17 protein-coding genes and 1 tRNA gene are annotated in these 19,317 nt (G+C 72.3%); 4 read left to right on the top strand and 14 right to left on the bottom strand.

What is annotated here, in order from left to right; translation table 11 throughout:
- Positions 1–85 precede the first annotated feature (85 nt).
- Complete coding sequence (locus tag ABZ478_RS21360) at positions 86–2,299, bottom strand: MMPL family transporter (RefSeq protein ID WP_359551729.1); 2,214 nt, start codon at positions 2,297–2,299, stop codon at positions 86–88.
- Positions 2,300–2,422: 123 nt separating this feature from the next.
- Positions 2,423–3,022, bottom strand: a complete 600-nt coding sequence (locus ABZ478_RS21355) for a TetR/AcrR family transcriptional regulator (RefSeq protein WP_359551727.1) — start codon at positions 3,020–3,022, stop codon at positions 2,423–2,425.
- A gap of 231 nt (positions 3,023–3,253) precedes the next feature.
- Between ABZ478_RS21355 and ABZ478_RS21350 the strand changes: the two genes are divergently transcribed.
- The gene (locus ABZ478_RS21350) at positions 3,254–6,631 is read left to right on the top strand and encodes a S41 family peptidase (protein WP_359551724.1); all 3,378 of its coding nucleotides are present in this window, start codon (positions 3,254–3,256) and stop codon (positions 6,629–6,631) included.
- A gap of 246 nt (positions 6,632–6,877) precedes the next feature.
- On the opposite strand, the gene ABZ478_RS21345 is transcribed toward ABZ478_RS21350, so the two are convergent.
- The 4 genes from ABZ478_RS21345 to ABZ478_RS21330 form a co-directional block, all read right to left on the bottom strand.
- Positions 6,878–7,132, bottom strand: coding sequence for a hypothetical protein (locus tag ABZ478_RS21345; RefSeq protein WP_359551722.1), 255 nt, complete (start codon positions 7,130–7,132; stop codon positions 6,878–6,880).
- A gap of 87 nt (positions 7,133–7,219) precedes the next feature.
- Positions 7,220–8,104, bottom strand: a complete 885-nt coding sequence (locus ABZ478_RS21340; protein ID WP_359551719.1) for an SDR family oxidoreductase — start codon at positions 8,102–8,104, stop codon at positions 7,220–7,222.
- On the bottom strand, positions 8,101–9,057 hold the full coding sequence (locus tag ABZ478_RS21335) for an alpha/beta hydrolase (protein ID WP_359551717.1): 957 nt from the start codon (positions 9,055–9,057) through the stop codon (positions 8,101–8,103). The genes ABZ478_RS21340 and ABZ478_RS21335 overlap by 4 nt, the downstream gene beginning before the upstream one ends.
- On the bottom strand, positions 9,054–10,583 hold the full coding sequence (locus tag ABZ478_RS21330) for an NAD(P)/FAD-dependent oxidoreductase (protein WP_359551715.1): 1,530 nt from the start codon (positions 10,581–10,583) through the stop codon (positions 9,054–9,056). Before ABZ478_RS21330 ends, ABZ478_RS21335 begins: the two co-directional genes overlap by 4 nt.
- Positions 10,584–10,772: 189 nt before the next feature.
- Between ABZ478_RS21330 and ABZ478_RS21325 the strand changes: the two genes are divergently transcribed.
- The gene (locus tag ABZ478_RS21325; RefSeq protein WP_358929012.1) at positions 10,773–11,393 is read left to right on the top strand and encodes a MerR family transcriptional regulator; all 621 of its coding nucleotides are present in this window, start codon (positions 10,773–10,775) and stop codon (positions 11,391–11,393) included.
- A gap of 18 nt (positions 11,394–11,411) precedes the next feature.
- On the opposite strand, the gene ABZ478_RS21320 is transcribed toward ABZ478_RS21325, so the two are convergent.
- A complete protein-coding gene (locus tag ABZ478_RS21320) occupies positions 11,412–12,215 on the bottom strand; it encodes an exodeoxyribonuclease III (RefSeq protein ID WP_359551712.1) in 804 nt (267 codons plus the stop codon).
- A gap of 132 nt (positions 12,216–12,347) precedes the next feature.
- On the opposite strand from ABZ478_RS21320, the gene ABZ478_RS21315 reads away from it, so the two are divergent.
- Positions 12,348–12,824 carry a GNAT family N-acetyltransferase gene (locus ABZ478_RS21315; protein ID WP_359551710.1) on the top strand — a complete coding sequence of 159 codons (477 nt, stop codon included), beginning with the start codon at positions 12,348–12,350 and terminating at the stop codon, positions 12,822–12,824.
- Between the two features lie 49 nt (positions 12,825–12,873).
- Here ABZ478_RS21315 and ABZ478_RS21310 read toward each other — a convergent pair.
- The 7 genes from ABZ478_RS21310 to galU all read right to left on the bottom strand — a co-directional run bounded on the left by ABZ478_RS21310 (position 12,874) and on the right by galU (position 18,510).
- Positions 12,874–12,947, bottom strand: a tRNA-Ala gene (locus tag ABZ478_RS21310).
- Positions 12,948–13,040: 93 nt separating this feature from the next.
- Positions 13,041–14,309 carry a gephyrin-like molybdotransferase receptor GlpR gene (gene glpR, locus ABZ478_RS21305; protein WP_359551708.1) on the bottom strand — a complete coding sequence of 423 codons (1,269 nt, stop codon included), beginning with the start codon at positions 14,307–14,309 and terminating at the stop codon, positions 13,041–13,043.
- Between the two features lie 185 nt (positions 14,310–14,494).
- Positions 14,495–15,121 carry a GNAT family protein gene (locus tag ABZ478_RS21300; RefSeq protein WP_359551706.1) on the bottom strand — a complete coding sequence of 209 codons (627 nt, stop codon included), beginning with the start codon at positions 15,119–15,121 and terminating at the stop codon, positions 14,495–14,497.
- A gap of 20 nt (positions 15,122–15,141) precedes the next feature.
- Entirely contained in the window at positions 15,142–15,657 is a 516-nt protein-coding gene (locus tag ABZ478_RS21295) for a MogA/MoaB family molybdenum cofactor biosynthesis protein (protein WP_359551703.1), read from the bottom strand.
- On the bottom strand, positions 15,654–16,166 hold the full coding sequence (gene moaC / locus ABZ478_RS21290) for a cyclic pyranopterin monophosphate synthase MoaC (RefSeq protein ID WP_250399457.1): 513 nt from the start codon (positions 16,164–16,166) through the stop codon (positions 15,654–15,656). Before moaC ends, ABZ478_RS21295 begins: the two co-directional genes overlap by 4 nt.
- A 113-nt stretch (positions 16,167–16,279) precedes the next feature.
- On the bottom strand, positions 16,280–17,602 hold the full coding sequence (gene glp / locus ABZ478_RS21285) for a gephyrin-like molybdotransferase Glp (RefSeq protein WP_359551701.1): 1,323 nt from the start codon (positions 17,600–17,602) through the stop codon (positions 16,280–16,282).
- Complete coding sequence (galU, locus tag ABZ478_RS21280) at positions 17,599–18,510, bottom strand: UTP--glucose-1-phosphate uridylyltransferase GalU (RefSeq protein WP_359551698.1); 912 nt, start codon at positions 18,508–18,510, stop codon at positions 17,599–17,601. The genes glp and galU overlap by 4 nt, the downstream gene beginning before the upstream one ends.
- A gap of 96 nt (positions 18,511–18,606) precedes the next feature.
- On the opposite strand from galU, the gene ABZ478_RS21275 reads away from it, so the two are divergent.
- Positions 18,607–19,227: a 5-formyltetrahydrofolate cyclo-ligase gene (locus ABZ478_RS21275; protein WP_359551695.1), complete on the top strand. Its 621-nt coding sequence runs from the start codon at positions 18,607–18,609 to the stop codon at positions 19,225–19,227.
- Positions 19,228–19,317: the final 90 nt, after the last annotated feature.

Genomic DNA, 19,317 nt, shown 5'->3' with positions numbered 1-19,317 from the left:
GCCCGGCGGCGGACAGGAAGAGGCCGGTGAGGGCAGCCCCGTCCCCACGGATCCCTCACCGGCCGGTCTTCTCACAAGCGGTACGTCAGGCGCGTACCAGCTCCTTCTCCGCGTCGGGGTCCCGGCGGTCCGCGTCGGTGCGCAGTCCGTCACCCTCGACGTCCACGTTGGGCAGCGCCCGGTCCAGCCACCTCGGCAGCCACCAGGCCCGCTTGCCGAGCAGCGCGAGCACCGCCGGGACGATGGCCATGCGGACGATGAAGGCGTCGAAGAAGACGGCGACGGCGAGACCGAAGCCGATCATCTTCACCATCGACTCGCTGGAGCCGATGAAGCCGGAGAAGACGGCGATCATGATGACGGCGGCGGCCGTGACCACGCGCGCCCCGTGCTTGAACCCGGTGACGACGGCCTGCTGGGGCTTCTCCCCGTGGACGTACGCCTCGCGCATCCGGGTCACGAGGAACACCTCGTAGTCCATGGCCAGTCCGAAGACCACGCCGACCATGAAGATCGGCATCATCGACATGACCGGGCCGGTCTCCTCCACGTTCATCAGGCCCGACAGCCAGCCCCACTGGAAGACCGCGACCACGGCACCGAGGGCGGCCATCACGCTGAGCAGGAAGCCGAGGGCCGCCTTCAGCGGGACCAGGATCGAGCGGAAGACCACGATCAGCAGCAGGAACGCGAGGCCGACCACGAGGGCGAGGTACGGCAGCAGGGCGTCGTTCAGCTTCTGCGAGACGTCGATGTTCATCGCCGTGGAGCCGGTGACCAGCACCTTCGCGTCGGTCGCGGAGGTGATGTCCGCGCCCTTGTCACGGATGGCGTGCACCAGGTCCTCGGTGGTGGCCGACGACGGCTTGGAGTCCGGGACGACGGTGATCGTCGCGGTGTCGCCCGCCTTGTTGGGCGTGGCCGGGGTGACCGTGACGACGTCCTTCAGGCCCTTGATCTCGTCGCCGACCTTGGTGAAGGCCGCCTTGGGGTGGTCGCTGTCCTTGGCGTCGACCACGACCATCAGGGGGCCGTTGAAGCCGGGGCCGAAGCCCTCGGAGAGGAGGTCGTAGGCGCGGCGCTGGGTGGTGGAGACCGGCTGGGAGCCGTCGTCGGGCAGGCCCAGTTCCAGGGAGGCGGCCGGGATGGCCGCCGCGCCGAGGCCGATCACACCGAGCAGCAGCACGGCGACCGGGCGCCGTACGACGAAGCTCGCCCAGCGGGTGCCCATGTTCGGGCGGCCCGGCTTCTTCGGCGTGCGGCCCCCGCCGAGCAGCTTGCTCTTCTCGCCGGTCGGCTTGATCCTGCGGCCCGCGTAGCCGAGCAGTGCCGGGATCAGGGTGAGCGCGATCAGGACCGCGATGGCGACCGTGCCGGCGGCGGCGACGCCCATCTTGGTCAGCATCGGGATGTTGACCACGGAGAGGCCGACGAGGGCGATGACGACGGTCAGTCCGGCGAAGACCACCGCCGAGCCCGCCGTGCCGACGGCCCGGCCGGCCGCGTCCTCGCGCCCGCGGCCCTCGGCCAGTTCGGCGCGGTAGCGGGAGACGATGAACAGGGCGTAGTCGATGCCGACGGCGAGGCCGATCATCGAGGCCAGGGTGGAGGTGGTCGAGCCCAGGTCCAGGGCACTGGCCAGCGCGGTGATCGTGGAGACGCCGATGGCGACGCCGATGATCGCGGTCAGCAGCGGGAATCCGGCCGCGAGCAGCGAGCCGAAGGTGATGACGAGGACGACCGCGGCGATCGCGATGCCGATGACCTCGCTGGAGCCGGTCTCGGGCGTCGCGGTCAGCGCGTCACCGCCGATCTCGACCGTCAGCCCGGCGTCCCGCGCGTCCTGCCCTGCGTCCTTGAGGGCGTCCTTGGCGGAGTCCTCCAGCTCCATGCCGGAGACCTTGTACTTCACCGAGGCGTAGGCGATGGTGCCGTCCTTGCTGACGGCGTGCCCGGCGTACGGGTCGGCGACGGAGACCACCTCGGAGCCGCTCTGCAGCTCCTTCACCGTCTTGCGGACGGTGGCCTTGTTCGCCTTGTCCGTCATCTTCTCGCCGTCCGGCGCCTTGAAGACGACCCGCGCGGTGGCGCCGTCGGCGCTCATCCCGGGGTAGCGCTGTTCCAGCAGGTCGAAGGCCTTCTGGGCCTCCGTACCGGGGATGGAGAAGGAGGTGCTGCCGGCGGGCGGCGCGGAGGCTGCGCCCACCCCGGCGAGGGTGAGCAGCGCGACCCATATGAGGGCGACGAAGTGCCGTCGCCGGAAGGCGAGCCGGCCGAGTTTGTAGAGGAACGTGGCCACGAGGGCGTACTCCCGGTCAGGTCGTTGGGTTCAGCTGGGCAGGGGCGATCAGCCCGACGACGTGAGCGGTGACGTCAGAAGATGGGCTTGCTGGGGAGAGCGATCAGGGGATGATCAGCGTGATCAGGAGGTGGTGACGCCGAGGGCGGGGAGGACCACGGCGTCGATGTACGAGATGAGGAAGGCCTGGGTGGGCGGCTGGTCGTCGAGCAGCGCCCGGGTGGCGAAACCGCCGACCATCATGTGCAGCAGGAAGTCGAGCGCGGGACAGTCGGGGCGGATCTCGCCCCGGTCGATCGCACGCTGGATCACCTGGTGGAAGCCGGAGATCTCCGGCTCCACGAGCTGGGCCCGGAAGGCCTCGCGCAGATCCGGGTTGTTGTGCATCGCCATGGCGACGCCCCGCATGAGCGCCGAGTTCTGCTCGATGGTGCAGTCGTCCTCGAGCAGCGCCAGCGCGTGCAGGTCGCCCCGGAGCGTGCCCGTGTCGATCTCACCGCTCCGGTCGGGCTTGCCGTGCCGGATGGCCTTGACGACCAGTTCGGCCTTGCCGCCCCACTGGCGGTAGAGCGTGGCCTTGCTGGACCGGGTGCGGGCGGCGACGGCGTCCATGGTGAGGGCGTCGTAACCGACTTCGCGGAGCAGGTCGAGCACGGCCTCGTACAACTCGGCCTCGCGTTCGGGCGTGATCCGACTGCGACGCACGGCGGCGGTCTCAGTCATGTCTCTCACCTTCCCGATGCGGCTGCCCGCTTGGAACGACACGGTTTCGTACACGACGAATGTACCCCGTCCACAAGCGAAACGAAACGGTTTCGTTCGTGTCCTGGGTCACGACTGTCGGATTTCCATAAGGCGGCGCCCCCAAACGGCTCCGGCTCCGCTCCCGCCGCCCCCGGTCCGCTCCGGCCCGCTCCGGTTGCTGGGCCCCCTCCCCCGGAAAAGCATGGGGAGGTGAGCTATCTGCGCCTGCCCCACCTCAACGACGACCTGCTGTGCTTCGTGGCCGAGGACGACCTCTGGCTGACCCCCCTGGACTCCCCGGGCCGGGCCTGGCGGCTGACCGTGGACCGAGCCAAGACCGGGCACCCCCGCTTCTCGCCCGACGGCCGCCACATCGCCTACGCCACCTGGCGCAGCCTCGCGCCCGAGATCCACCTCGTCGGCGTCGACGGCGGACCGGCGCGGCAGCTGACGTACTGGGGCAGCGCCGACACCCGGGTGTGCGGCTGGACCCCCGACGGCGACATCCTCGCCGTCACCTCCCACGGCGAGCCCTTCTCCTACTTCACCTGGGCCTACAAGCTGACCACGGACGGCGCGCCCGGCCGCAAACTGCCCTGGGGACCGGTCTCCGACATCCAGGCCGCCGACATCGACGGCGAGCGCAGAAGCCTGCTGCTCACCGGCACCCCGCCGCACGAACCCGCCTCCTGGAAGCGGTACCGGGGCGGCGCCATGGGCCGGCTCTGGCTGCACGGACAGCGGCTGCTGCCGGACATCGGCGGGCATCTGCACTCGCCCATGTTCGTCGGCGGCCGGATCGCATTCCTCTCCGACCACGAGGGCGTCGGCAACCTCTACTCCTGCGCGTACGACGGTTCCGACCTGCGCCGCCACTCCGACCACGACGCCTTCTACGCCCGGCACGCCTCGAGCGACGGCACCCGGGTGGTCTACCAGTGCGCGGGCGAGCTGTGGCTCGTGGAGGACTTCGCCCCGGACGCCGTACCGCGCAGGCTGGACGTCCGGCTCGGCGGCCCGCGCGCGGGGCGCCGCCGGCACCAGGTGCCGGCCGCCCAGCACGTGGACGGCATCTCCGTGGACGAGACCGGGCGGGCCAGCGCGGTCGTCGTCCGGGGCAGCCTGTACTGGCTCACCCACCGGGACGGCCCGTCCCGCACGATCACGGACACGCCCGGGGTCCGGGTGCGGCTGCCGGAGATGCTCGGCTCCACCGGGCAGGTGGCGTACGTGACGGACGCCGAGGGCGAGGACGCCGTCGAGATCGCCCGGCTCCCCCGTGCCTCCGGCGACCGCGCCACACACCGGCTGGGCCGGGGCGAGCTGGGGCGGGTCCTGGAGATGGTGTCCGACCCGCTGGGCGAACGGCTGGCCGTCGCCTCCCACGACGGACGGCTGCTGCTGATCGACGTCACGGACGACGAGGCGGCCGAGGGAGCGGCAGGGACCGCCGACGAGGGCCCGGCGTGGGCCGGGAACGACTCCGCGGACTCCGCGGACTCCGGGAACTCCGGGAACTCCGGGAACTCCGGGAACTCCGGCGGCGGGGCCGCCGCGGTCCCGGACGGCCGGGTCACCGAGCTGATCCGGTCCGCCAACGGTCCCGTACGCGACCTCGCCTTCTCCCCCGACGGCTCCTGGATCACCTGGTCCCACCCGGGGATCGGCCGCTCGCTGCGGCAGATCAAGCTGGCCCGCATCAAGGACCGGCACGTCGTGGACGTCACCAACGGCCGCTTCGAGGACGAGAACCCCGTCTTCACCCGCGACGGCCGCTACCTCGCCTTCCTGTCCTGGCGCGGCTTCGACCCGGTGTACGACGTCCACACCGGCGACCTGTCCTTCCCGCTGGGCTGCCGCCCGTACCTGGTCCCGCTCTCCTCGGCGACCCCCTCCCCGTTCGCCCTGAACCCCGAGGGCCGACCGGCCGCCGGGGGGCTCGACCCGCTCGAGGACGAGGGCGGCGGCGAGGGCGGCGCGGTGACCGTGGAGGTGGAGGGCCTGGAGAACCGGGTGACCCCGTTCCCGGTCGTCGCCTCCAAGTACTCCGCGCTGTACCCGGTGGCCGGCGGGGGCCTGGTCTGGCTGCGCTGGCCCATCTCCGGGGCGCTCGGCGAGACCTTCGCCAACCCGGCGGACATCAGCGGCCGGCCGACGCTCGAGTACTTCAACATCGCCAAGGCCAAGAAGTCCGAACTGGTCGACCACCTGGACTGGTTCGCGGTGAGCGGGGACGCGACCCGGCTGATGGTGGTCGACGAGGGAGACCTGCGCGCGGTGCCGTCGACCGAGCCCGGCGACGCCGACACGACCGTCTGGATCGACCTGCGCCGCATCGTGCACCACGCCGATCCGCCCGCCGAATGGCGCCAGGCCTACGACGAGGCCGGCCGTCTCATCCGCGCCTACTTCTGGGACCCCGGAATGTGCGGCATCGACTGGGACGGGGTGCTCGACCAGTACCGGCCGCTGGTCGAACAGGTCGCCTCCCCCGACGACTTCGCCGACCTGCTGCGCGAGGTCCTCGGCGAGCTGGGCACCTCGCACGCCTACGTCACCGCCGCCCGCCGCAACGAGGGCCCGCCCCACTACCAGCGCTGGCAGGGCCTGCTCGGCGCCAACCTGGTCGAACGGGACGGCGGTTGGGCGGTCAAGCGCATCCTGCCCGGCGACTCCTCCGACTCCAAGGCCCGCTCGCCGCTGGCCGGCACGGGCATCCGGGAGGGCGCCGTACTGACCCACGTGGACGGCCGCCCCGTCGATCCGGTGACCGGGCCGTACCCGCTGCTCGCGGGCTCGGGCGGGACGACGACCGAGCTGACGTTCACCCCGCCGCCGGGCGAGCCGGGGCGGGCCCGGCGGGTCGCCATCGTGCCGCTCATCGACGAGCGGCCGCTGCGCTACCAGGACTGGGTGGCCAAACGCCGCGAGGTCGTCCGCGAGTTGAGCGGCGGCCGGTGCGGCTACCTGCACATCCCCGACATGGGCGGCTCCGGCTGGGCCCAGTTCAACCGGGACCTGCGCATGGAGGTGTCCCGGCCCGCGCTGATCGTGGACGTGCGCGGCAACGCGGGCGGGCACATCAGCGAACTCGTCATCGAGACCCTGAGCCGTACGATCCTCGGCTGGGACCTGACCCGCAACGCGCAGCCGGTGTCGTACCCCTCGAACGCGCCCCGGGGCCCGATCGTGGCCCTCGCCGACGAGGCGACCTCCTCCGACGGCGACATGATCACCGCCGCCTTCAAGCTGCTCAAGCTGGGTCCGGTCGTCGGCCAGCGCACCTGGGGCGGAGTGGTCGGCATGACCGGCCGGCACCGGCTCGGCGACGGCACGGTGATCACGGTCCCGATGAACGCGGCCTGGTTCGACGCCTACGGCTGGTCCGTGGAGAACCACGGCGTGACCCCGGACCTGGAGATCCTGCGCACCCCGCTCGACTGGGCCGAGGGCCGCCACGCCCAACTCGACGACGCGATCCAACTGGCCCTGGAACTCCTCCAGACCAACCCCGCAGCGGAACCCCCCGACTACTCCGACGTCCCCAACACCCCCCGCCCCACCCTCCCCCCAAGACCCACCACCTAGGGGCGCGGGGAACTTGCGCGAGCTTTCAGGGGCGCGGGGAACTGCGCAAGCCTTCAGGGGCGCGGGGAACTGCGCGACAAGCCCCCACCGCAATCTCTTAAGGGGCGCGGGGAACTGCGCGACAAGCCCCCACCCACCCGCACCGGACGACGCACCCCCGACACCCCGCCCCCGAACACAGCAAGGTGCCCCCCGAAAGATCGGAGGGCACCCCAAGCTGCCGAACCGGCCGAAGCCCGCGCAGCGTTACGCGTCGTAGTCGGCGTCGAAGCGGTCGTCCATCTCCCGCTCCGACTCCTCGGTGTCGCGCATGTTCTGACGGCCCCGCTCAGGCTGCTGGTGGCCACGCTGACCCTGCTGCTGCCCGTGCTGCTGCCCGTGCTGGCCCTGCTGCGGGCCGCGCTGACCCTGACCGGCCTTCTCCCGGGCCTGGCCGACCTTCTCGCGGGCCTGGTCCTGCCGGACGTTGGTCTTCTCGCTGAACTGGTCCTTCATACCCATGTGGGTTCACTCCCGAAGTGGGTGGGGTTTCGGCCCCCGCTGGGGCCTCGACCAGATTCACACGACCCAACACGCTGCGCATGTCGATCAGTTACGCTGCGTAGCCCGGGCCGCCTCATCGGCCTCCCCACCTGCGCCGACGAGCCCGGAGCGCATCCCCTGGAGCCGTGGCGCGAACCGCCGCATCTCCCGCTGGCCCACCGTGCCGATGAGCGCGGGCAGATAGCCGCGCACACCCTGCATGCCGCGCAGCCACCACTGCCCGTACACATGCGCCGAACGCCGCTCGATGCCGGCGACGATCCGGTCCACCGCCGGGCCCAGCGGGTACGTCTTGTTCGACGGCCACGGCAGCCGCTGCCGCAGTTCCCGCATCACGTCGTCCTGGTCGGCGCCGCGCACCATGTCGGTGTCGGTCCAGGACAGGTACCCGACGCCCACCCGGACGCCCTGGTAGCCGACCTCGGCCCGCAGACTGTGCGCGTACGCCTCCACACCCGACTTGGAGGCGCAGTACGCCGACATCATCGGCGCCGGGGTGATCGCGGCGAGCGAGGCGATCTGCAGCAGATAGCCCCGGCTCTCGACCAGCACCGGCAGGAACGCGCGGGCCGTGACCGCCGAACCGATCAGGTTCACCTCGATCACCCGCCGCCAGGCCTCCGGATCGGAGTCGATGAAGGGCCCCCCGGTCGCCACACCGGCGTTGGCGACGACGATGTCGACCTTGCCGAAGCGCGCCTTCACCTCCTGCGCCACCCGGCTCATCGCCTCGTGGTCGGTGACGTCGGCGTACCAGTGCGCGCTCTCGCTGTGCAGCCGCCCGGAGACCTCCTTGAGCGCGTCCTCCTCCAGGCCGACCAGCGCGACCCTGGCACCGCGTGCGGAGAGCTTGCGGGCGAGCAACTCGCCGACGCCGCGCGCCGCTCCGGTGACGACGGCGACCTGTCCTTCGAGGCTGACCCTGCTCATGCGCCCTCCTTGATCTGCTGCACGACGGTGGAACGGGAGACGGGGGCGTCCCCCGTGACGTAGGTGGTGACGAGCTCCCGGATTCTCCCGGTCACCCGCTCCGGGGCCTCGACGGGAGACATGTGGCCGACGCCGGGCAGCTCGGTGAGACCGAGACACCGGGGCAGCGCGGCGACCAGCGCGTGGGCGTGCGCCACGGGCGTCAGCCGGTCGGCGGCGCCGTGTACCACCGCGGTGGGCACGCGCAACTCCCGTACCCCGTGGTCGAGGTCGAGCGCCGCCAGCATGCCCGCCCAGGCGTGACGCACGGTGCGCGGGCAGGCGTGCACGATCCGCGCGCACGCCTCCACCATGTGCGGGGCCGAACCGGCGCCCATGGTGCCGTACTTGAGGACCCGCATCGCCAGCGGCGTGACCGGCCCGAGCGGGGCGCGGGAGCTGAGCACGCGCCCGGTGAGCCAGGTGCGTGCCCGCCCGGCGCGCAGCGGTACCACACGCGCCTCGGCGACCAGCCGGGAGCTGCCGGTGCTGCACAGCAGGACGGCCGCGGCGTGTTCACGGAAGCGGGGACGCGCGGAGGCGGCCATGACCGTCATCCCGCCCATGGAGTGGCCGACGACCAGCGCCTTCTCCCCGGGCGCGAGGGTCTCGGCGAGCACCGCCTCGAGGTCGTCGGCGAGCGCCTCGGTGGTGCAGGCGCGGCTAGCCGGACTGCGCCCGTGCCCCCGCTGGTCGTAGGCGATCACCCGGTGGTCGGCCGCCAGCTCCCGGATCTGCGCCGCCCAGAACGCGGTCGAACAGGTCCAGCCGTGGGAGAGGACGACGGGGGGCGCGTCCTCGGGGCCGTGCACCTCGGCGTGCAGCCGGGCACCGTCGGCGGAGACCACGGTGAGGACGCGGTCCGGCACCGGCGGGGCGTAGGGGCCGGAGGCCACCGCGGTGATCCGGCTCATACGGCGGCCTCGCTCTGCCGTCCCGCCACCGGACCGGCCTCGGCGGCCCGGGCGCCGGGCTGCCGGACGACCTCGTACTCCGCCAGGTCCACCCGCCGGGTCGCGCGCCGGAACTCCGCCGTCGTACCGGGCCAGATGGTGGTGTTGCGGCCGCTCGGGTCGAGGTACCAGCTCGTGCAGCCGCCGGTGTTCCACACGGTCCGCTTCATGCGCTCCTGGACCTTGTGGTTCCAGGCGTCGACGGCGGCGGGCCGCGCGTCCAGGGCGGCGCGGCCGCCGAGCACGTCGAGCTGGCGCAGGTAGTCCGCCATGTAGTTGAGCTGGGACTCGATCATGAGGATCATCGAGGAGTTGCCGAGGCCGGTGTTGGGCCCGATGATCGTCATCCAGTTCGGGAACCCGGCGGCCGAGGCGCCGCGCAGCGCCCGCATGCCGCCCTTCCAGGTCTCGGCGAGCGTGACGCCCTCCGCCCCGACCACCCGCTCGGCGATGGGCATGTCCGTGACGTGGAAGCCCGTGCCGAAGATGATCGCGTCGACCTCCGCCTCGCTGCCGTCGGCCGCGACGACGGTGGAGCCGCGGATCTCGCTGAGCCCGCTCGCGACGACGTCCACATTGGGCCGGGCCAGGGCCGGGTAGTACTCGCTGGACAGCAGGATCCGCTTGCAGCCGATGCGGTAGCCGGGGGTGAGCTTGGCGCGCAGCGCCGGGTCCTTCACCGCGCGGGCCATGTTGCGCTTGGCGAGCCGCTCGACCAGGCCGAGTTCGTCGGGGTGCTTGGTGAACGCCTGCACCTGGAGCTCCCGGATGCCCCACAGCATCCCGCGCCTGAGCCGGGTGGTGAACGGAAGCGCCTGGTGCAGCCGGCGTTCGGCCGCGCTGATGGCGCGGTCCATGCGCGGCATCACCCACGGCGGGGTGCGCTGGAAGAGGGTGAGCCGGCCGACCTGGCGCTGGATGGCGGGCACGATCTGGATGGCGGAGGCGCCGGTGCCGACCATGGCGACCCGTTTGCCGCGCAGATCGTAGTCGTGGTCCCAGCGGGCCGAGTGGAACACCTTGCCGGGGAAGGACTCGAGCCCCGGGATCTCGGGCATCTTCGGGTCGGACAGCGGCCCGGTGGCGGAGACGACCACGTCTGCGGTGAGCGTGCCCCGCGCGGTCTCGATCTCCCACCGCAGCCGCTCGCCGTCCCAGCGCATCAGCTTCACCTCGGCGCCGAAGCGGATGTGCGGGCGCAGCCCGAAGACGTCGGCGACGTGCTCCAGATAGGCGCGGATGTGCTCCTGCCCGGAGAAGGTGCGCGGCCAGTCGGGGTTGGGCGCGAAGGAGAAGGAGTACAGATGGGAGGGCACGTCACAGGCGCACCCGGGGTAGCTGTTGTCCCGCCAGGTGCCGCCGACACTGTCGGCCCGCTCCAGGACGACGAAGTCGGTGATCCCCTCGCGGCGCAGCCGCACCGCGGCCCCCAGTCCGCCGAACCCGGACCCGATCACCGCCACCCGTACATGCTCGTGCTCGGCCATCCCGAAGCCTCCACGCATCGCCTTGGACTCTGCCAGTGAACACTGGCGCAATGGGACTGTAGAGCAGCGGCGTACCGAGCGGTAGGGGGTGAGAAAGGGAAAGTTACCGGCGGTACAACATAGGCTGCGACCGTGACGGACGACGGCGGACACGAGGTCGAGCAGGGCGGCGGGGCACGCGAGTACCGCATGGAGGAACTGGCCCGTCTGGCCGGCATCACCGTGCGCACCCTGCGCTTCTACCGTGAACGCAAGCTGATCCCGCCACCCCGCCGCGAGGGCCGCATCGCCTGGTACGACGACCACCACCTGGCCCGCCTGCGCACCATCGCGGCGCTCCTGGAGCGCGGCCACACCCTCACCGGCATCGCGGAACTCGCGGAGGCCCTCGACCAGGGCCGCGACGTCGCCGACGTCCTCGGCGTGGGCACCCCCACCGAGGAGGAGCCGGTCCGCCTCACCCCCGAGGAACTCGCCGCCCGCTTCGAGGGCGAGGTCACCCCGGAGAACCTGGCCGCCGCCATGGACCTCGGCTATCTGGGCACCGACGGCGACGAGATCGTCCACATCAGCCGCCGCCTGCTGGACGTCTCCTCCGCCCTGGTCCGCGAGGGCATACCCCTGGCGGAGGTCCTGGCGGCCGGCAAACGCGTCCGCGAGCACGCCGACGCCCTCGCCACCCTGTTCACCGACATGATCCTCCGCCACGCCCCCGAGGAGGACCTCCACCGCCTGCGCCCCCTGGCCCGCAGCGTCGTGGAGGCGGAACTCTCCCTGGCCCTGGACCGGCGGATCAGCAAACGGGGCTGAGCGGGCCGCCACAGGCCCCTAGAGGTCGTAGACGGCGGTCACCGGCGCGTGGTCGCTCCACCGCTCGGCGTGCGTGGCCGCGCGCTCGACGAACCCCTTGACCGCCCGGTCCGCGAGCCCCCGCGTGGCCAGGTGGTAGTCGATCCGCCATCCCGTGTCGTTGTCGAAGGCCCGCCCCCGGTACGACCACCACGAGTACGGGCCCTCCACGTCCGGGTGCAGGGCGCGTACGACGTCCACGTAGCCGCCGTCCTCGGCGGTGAGGACCCGGGTGAGCCAGTCCCGCTCCTCGGGGAGGAAGCCGGAGTTCTTGGTGTTGCCGCGCCAGTTCTTCAGGTCGGCCCGCTGGTGGGCGATGTTCCAGTCGCCGCAGACCACCACGTGGCGCCCGTCGGCGGCGGCCCGCTCCCGCAGCCCCTTGAGGTGGACCAGGAACTCGTCCATGAAGCGGAACTTCTCGTCCTGGCGCTCGGTGCCGACCTCGCCGGAGGGGAGGTAGAGGGAGGCGACGGTGACACCGGGCAGGTCGGCCTCCACGTACCGCCCGCCGCCGTCGAACTCGGCCGAGCCGAAGCCGATGCGGACGCGGTCGGGTTCGCGGCGGGTGTACAGCGAGACGCCCGCGCGCCCCTTCGCGGCGGCCGGGGCGTGCACGACGTGCCAGCCGTCGGGCTGCCGGACCTCCTCGGGAAGCTGGTGCGGCTCGGCGCGCACCTCCTGCAGACAGACGACGTCCGCGGAGGTCTGGGCGAGCCACTCCACGAAGCCCTTCTTGGCGGCGGCCCGCAGTCCGTTCACGTTCACCGAGGTCACCGTCAGCAAAACACTCTCCTCGACCTCTTGGCCGACCTCGGTCTGGACACGTTCACCGAGGTCACAGTCAGCACCAGGGCACGATACCGGCACACTGGTCGAGGTCAGTTTTCCCCTATGCATAGAAGTACGATGCCCAGCATGAATATACGCCGCGTTCGTTTCGACCACCCCGACGCCGTCAAGCTCAACGACGTCGTCCAGGAGGAGTACCACCTGCGCTATGGCGACGGCGGCGACGCCACGGTGCTCGACGCCACCGACTTCGACCCGCCCCGCGGCGCGTACCTGATCGCGTACGACGAGCGCGACCGGCCGGTCGCCACCGGCGGCTGGCGCAGTCAGGACAGCAACGGCGAGGGCAACGAGGACGGCGACGCCGAGCTCAAGCGCATGTTCGTCGTCGAGGAGATGCGCGGTGTCGGCCTCGCCCGCCGCATTCTCGCGGCCCTGGAGGAGGACGCCCGCATGGCCGGACGCGTCCGCATGGTCCTGGAGACCGGCACCAAGCAGCCGGAGGCCATCGCCCTGTACGCGTCGAGCGGTTACGAGCCCTGCGCCAAGTTCGGCTACTACCGCCACCACGAGGAGAGCCTCTGCTACGCGAAGCGGCTGTGAACGCGATGAAGCCCCAGTCGGCTTTCGCCGACTGGGGCTTCATGATGCGTGGACCTGAGGGGATTTGAACCCCTGGCCCCCTCGATGCGAACGAGGTGCGCTACCGGACTGCGCCACAGGCCCTTGCAACGAGTGAAACTCTAGCATCCCCGTCGGGGTGCTTGGAAATCCGTTCCCTGACTGGTCAGAGGCGGACTTCCGGGGGCGTGGCCGCTGTCACTCGTTGGCCGCGCGCGGACGGTCGCCGTCCTCGTACTGGTCGAAGAGCGGGGTGCGTCCGCGCTCGCGCGTCCGGCGTGCGGAAGCCGTGCCGGAGGCCGCCCCGCGCGAGCGGGACCGGGCGGGCGGGACGGAGTCACCGCGGCCGTCGGCCGGCTCGCGCTCGGCGGCCGCCCGGTCCGCCTCGGCGTCCGGCGCGTGGCCGTCCTGCTCCGGCACCAGGGGGCCCGAGCGCGCCGAGCTCCAGGTGTCGGGCGCGCCGAGGTCGACGTCGGCGGTGGCCCTGGGCGCCACCGGTGCGGTCACGTAGGTGGGCAGTGGCACCGGTACCGGGTCCCAGCTGTCCCCGTGGCCGGGCCGGCGCTGCCGCTCGCGCTGCTGGTCGACCCATTCGGCGTGGTCGGTCTGCTCGACGAGGGCGCGGCGGTCGGCGGCGAGCACGGACATGCCGGTGTCGGTTCCGGTCGCCGGCTCCTCGTCCGGTTCGCCGGCGGCCGGGTCCGCGTCCAGGGGCGCGTGCCGGCGCGGCTGGCGCTCGCGCAGGCTGCGGGCGGCGTCCTCGGCGCGGCGGCGGTCCATCTGGTACGTGAAGCGGCGGTGCTCCTGCGTACGCAGGTACGCGATGTAGCCGCTGAGCATGAGGGCGGGCACGCCGGGCGCCCAGAGGAAGGCGAGGCCGCCGACGGCGGCGACGATGGCACCGGCGGTGAAGGCGATGAAGAGCATCACGGTGGTGCGCCGACGGCGCGCGAGCACCTTCGAGCGCCGGGCACGCGCCGCGGCCGCCTGTGCCGCGGCCGTGTTCCGCGGGGCGGGCACCCGTGCCTGTGCGGGCACGGGGACGGAGCCGGTCGCGGACGCGGACTTCGGCGCGGGCGACGATTTGGGCGTGGCGGGGGGCGACTTGGGCGCCGGGGTGCCGGGCCGGTCGCGCTCGGGTTCCGCCCGGTCCGCCGGCTCCGGTTCGACGTCGGCGCGTACCTGACGGCGGGTCGGAGGCATGGCGAAGGACCGGACGTCCACCGAGTCGGTGGCGGCGTCCGGGTCACCGGCGTCCGGCTCCCCCTCCTCGGCGGAGCGCGCCCGCAGGTCCTTGGCGTACCGGCGCTCCATACCCGCCCGTCCGGACAGCAGCCGGATGGCGGTGCTGAAGCGTTCCGTCGGACGGGCCTCGTTCAGCTCGTCCTGCCTACGGAGCCACATCGGCACCAAGTAGGCGGCCCAGGCCCCGACGATGACTGCGTAGATGAGGCCGCTGCTGCTCACGTCTCACACGGTAGAGGGGTTTGCGTGGGGCCATCCGCCAATTGGGCCGGTGTGTCGCACGATCTGGCTGATATTTCGAGCTTTTTTTGCGACCGGTGTGATCAGTGGACCGTGAGAAGTCGCGAATTGAATGCCTCGAGGCGACCCCCGGGCGATCAATTTCGAACATGTATTCAATTTCAGGGTCAGGCGGGATTCCTCGGGGTGTTCTCCCGCCGTCCCCGCTCGGATCGTGCCCGCTGCCAGCGCGCGAGCAGGCCGTCGGGCACCTCCTCCGCCGTGAGCGCGTAGACGAGGTGGTCGCGCCAGGCCCCGTCGATGTGCAGATAACGCGGCCGCAGCCCCTCCTCGCGGAATCCGAGTTTCTCCACGACCCGGCGGCTGGGCCGGTTCTCGGGGCGAATGCAGACCTCGACGCGGTGCAGACCGACGGTGCGGAAACAGTGGTCGACCGCGAGCGCGACCGCCGTGGGCATCACCCCGCGTCCGGCCACCCCCTCGTCCACCCAGTAGCCGACGTGACCCGAGCACATCGACCCCCAGGTGATCCCGGCGACCGTCAGCTGCCCGACGAGCTGTCCCTGGTACTCGATGACGAACGGCAGCATCCGGCCCGCGTTGGCCTCGGACCTGAGGTGCCGGACCATCTGCCGGTAGGTCGGCCGGTGGGTGATCGGACCGCTGGGGGTGGGCGGCGGGATGGTCGCCTCCCAGGGGCGCAGCCAGTCGCGGTTGCGCCGGTTGACCTCGCGCCAGACCCGCTGGTCGCGCAGCTTTATCGGCCGGAGGACGACATCGCCGTCCGCCAGCACGACGGGCCAGGACGGGCTATTCAGCTCGCACCCCCACTGCCGGCACCGGGTCTGGGGTGGTCACCGCCGCGGATCTGGTCGACGGCGTGGACCAGCAGCGGCTCCAGGACGGCGAGCCCGTCCCGCACCCCGCCGCTGGAACCCGGCAGATTGACGATCAGCGTCCCCTGCGCCACTCCGGCCAGTCCGCGGGAGAGCGCGGCGGTGGACACCTTCTCCCGTCCGAACGCCCGGATGGCCTCGGCGATGCCCGGCACCTCGCGGTCGATCACCTGACGGGTCGCCTCGGGTGTGCGGTCGGTGGGCGAGATGCCGGTGCCGCCGGTGGTGACGACCACGTCGTAACCGGCCGCCACGGCCTCCCGCAGCGCCGCCGCCACCGGGTCCCCGTCGGGCACGACCCGCGGGCCGTCCACGGCGAAGCCGAAGCCCGCGAGGCCCTCGGCGATCAGCGGGCCGCCCTTGTCCTCGTAGACCCCGGCGGCGGCGCGGTTGGAGGCGGTGACGACCAGCGCGCGGTACGGCCCGGCGCTCATGCCCGGCTCCAGTCGCCCGACTTGCCGCCCGTCTTCTCCTCGACCCGTACGTCCGTGATGACCGCTCCCTTGTCGACCGCCTTGACCATGTCGATCACGGTGAGCGCGGCGACCGTCACCGCGGTGAGGGCCTCCATCTCGACGCCCGTGCGGTCCGTCGTCCTGACGGTGGCCTCGATCCGCACGGCGTCGTCCGCGACCGACAGGTCCAGTTTCACACCGGACACCGACAACGGGTGGCACAGCGGGATCAGGTCCGGGGTGCGCTTGGCGCCCATGATGCCCGCGATGCGCGCGGTGGCCAGGGCGTCGCCCTTGGGGACGCCCTCTCCGCGCAGCAGCTCGACCACCCGGGGTGACACCAGGACCCGGCCGCTCGCGCGCGCGGTGCGGGCGGTCACGTCCTTGCCGGACACATCGACCATGCGGGCCGCGCCCGCCGCGTCGATGTGCGTCAGTCGGTCCTGTGCGGCGGCTCCGGGGGTGTCCCCCCGGGAAGGCTCAGTCATGCTGTGTGGCGCTCCCGGTCCGGGCCCGTCGCGGTGCGGTGCACGGGCCTGCTGTGCGCGACACGGTACCGCCAAGCCGGGCCGGGCACCGGGCCAGGCCCCTGGGGGGGCGCTCAGCCGAGCAGCACGACCTCCAGCTCGGTGCCCGGCTCGACGGACTCCACGTCCTCGGGGACGACGATCAGCGCGTCGGCATGCGCCAGCGCCGCGACCAGATGGGAGCCGGCGCCGCCCACCGGGCGCACCGTGCCGTCGGCGTAGCTGCCGCGCAGGAACTGCCGTCGCCCCTTGGGCGAGCGCAGCGGCCCGTCCGCGGTCAGGGTGGCCCTGACGCGGGGCCGGTGGACGTCCTCGAGACCCATCAGGGTGCGGATGGCGGGCCGGACGAACAGCTCGAAGGAGACGTACGAGGACACCGGGTTGCCGGGCAGGGCCAGCAGGGGGATGTGGTCGGGGCCGATGGAGCCGAAGCCCTGGGGCTTGCCGGGCTGCATGGCGAGCTTGCGGAACTCCACCCCGCTGCCCGGCTCGTCCGCGTCCCCGGCGTAGGACAGCGCCTCCTTGACGACGTCGTACGCGCCGACGCTCACCCCGCCCGTGGTGACCACCAGGTCGGCGCGGACGAGCTGGTCCTCGATGGTGGACCGGAGGGTGTCGGCGTCGTCGGCGACGGCGCCCACCCGGTAGGCGATGGCGCCCGCGTCCCGGGCGGCCGCGGTGAGGGCGAAGCTGTTGGAGTCGTAGATCTGGCCGTTCGCCAGCGCCTCGCCGGGCTGGACGAGTTCGCTGCCCGTGGACAGCACGACCACGCGCGGGCGCGGGCGCACCCGTACCGTGCCCCGGCCGACCGCGGCGAGCAGCGCGAGCTGCGGCGGGCCGAGGACCGTCCCTGCCTCCAGGGCCAGGTCGCCGGCCTTCACGTCGCTTCCCTTGGCCCGCACGTGCGCGCGTGCCTCGGCGGGGCGGTGCACGCGCACCTGCCCCTCGCCGCCCTCCGGTGCCAGACTCCGCGCCCGCATCCCGGTGACGGGCCCCTCACCGAGCCCGCCGTCGGTCCACTCGACGGGCACGACGGCCTCGGCGCCGGGCGGCAGCGGCGCCCCGGTCATGATGCGGACGGCCTGGCCGGGCCCGACCCGCACCGGCTGGCCCGGACCCGCGGCGACGTCCCCGACGACCTCGAGGACGGCCGGGAACTCCTCGGTGGCGCCCGCGACATCCGCGACCCGTACCGCGTACCCGTCCATGGAGCTGTTGTCGAACGGCGGCAGGGAGACCGGCACCGTGATGTCCTCGACCAGGACGCAGCCCTGGGCGTCGAGCAGTTGCAGCTCGATGGGTTCGAGGGGGCGGACGCTGCCGAGGACGTCCTCCAGGTGGTCGTCCACCGACCACAGGTCGTCCGGGCCGGCGGGGCGGGTCGCGGCGCTGCTCAACGTTGCTGCATCTCCTCGGCTACGTAACTGCGGAGCCAGGTCCGGAAGTCCGGGCCCAGATCCTCACGTTCGCACGCCAGTCTGACAATGGCACGCAGGTAGTCGCCACGGTCGCCGGTGTCGTAGCGGCGGCCCTTGAAGACGACGCCGTGCACCGGGCCGCCGACCTTCTCGTCCTCGGTGAGCTGCTGGAGGGCGTCGGTGAGCTGGATCTCGCCGCCGCGGCCGGGCTCGGTCTTGCGGAGTATGTCGAAGACGTGCGGGTCGAGGACGTAACGGCCGATGACCGCGTAGTGGGAGGGGGCGTCGGCCGGGTCCGGCTTCTCGACCAGCCCGGTCACCTTGACCACGTCACTGTCGGGGGTGCCCTCCACGGCCGCGCAGCCGTAGAGGTGGATCTGCTCGGGCGCGACCTCCATGAGCGCGATCACGCTGCCGCCGTGCTGCTCCTGGATCTCGATCATGCGCTGGAGCAGCGGGTCGCGGGGGTCGATCAGGTCGTCGCCGAGGAGCACGGCGAAGGGCTCCTGGCCGACGTGCGGGGCCGCGCACAGAACGGCGTGGCCGAGGCCCCTGGGGTCGCCCTGGCGCACGTAGTGCATGGTGGCCAGGTCGCTGGACTCCTGCACCTTCGCGAGCCGCTCGGCGTCGCCTTTCTTCCCGAGCGCCGATTCGAGCTCGTAGTTGCGGTCGAAGTGGTCCTCGAGGGGACGCTTGTTGCGTCCGGTGATCATGAGGACGTCGTCGAGCCCCGCCGACACGGCCTCCTCGACCACGTACTGGATCGCCGGCTTGTCCACGACCGGCAGCATCTCCTTGGGAGTGGCCTTGGTGGCCGGCAGGAACCGGGTGCCGAGGCCTGCTGCGGGAATGACAGCCTTGCTGATCCTGGGGTGCGACTGAGTCATGTCCGCAACCTTATCCGGTGCCTTTGTAAGGAATCCGTGGCTCCGGTTCAATTGGCACTCATATGAGCACATTGAGAAAGGGGTGCGGAACGACCAGTGGTACACGACGGACGCACGGCCGAGCCTGACAAGCGGACATTGCGGCGGGAGTTCCTCGCGGTGAGGAACAGGTTGACGGAGGATGTCGTCCGGGCGGCGGGCGAAGCGCTGGCCGGGCGCGCGCTGGAGCTGCCCGAACTGGCGGGTGCGCGCACGGTGGCGGCCTATGTCTCCGTCGGCACGGAGCCCGGCACGCTCGCCCTGCTGGACGCCCTGCGCGCGCGAGGCGTGCGCGTCCTGCTCCCCGCCCTCCTGCCCGACAACGATCTGGACTGGGGGGAGTACACCGGTCCGGACTCCCTCGCGCGAATTCAACATGGCGGAAAAATGGCCCTGTTCGAGCCCTCCGGCGAGCGTCTCGGCCCGGCCGCCGTGACCGGCGCGGACGCCGTGCTGCTGCCCGGGCTCGCGGTGGACGCGCGCGGGATGCGCCTGGGGCGCGGCGGCGGGTCGTACGACCGGGTGCTCGCGCGTCTGGAGCGCGCGGGTGCGGGGCCCGCGCTGGTGGTGCTGCTGTACGACACGGAGGTCGTCGACCGGGTCCCGGCGCAGGCCCACGACCGGCCGGTGCACGCGGTGGTGACGCCGTCGGGCGTGCGCCGCTTCACGGGCGCCTGAGCGGGCCCGCATACGCCGGACGGCCCTCCCCCCGCGCGGGGGGGGCCGTCCGGCGGGTGTGGGGGAGCGGCGCACACATCGGGAGAGCGG

Origin of the sequence: Streptomyces sp. NPDC005706 (genome assembly GCF_040631045.1) — a bacterium.
GTDB lineage: Bacteria > Actinomycetota > Actinomycetes > Streptomycetales > Streptomycetaceae > Streptomyces.
This window is presented reverse-complemented; position numbering and strand designations above follow the sequence as displayed.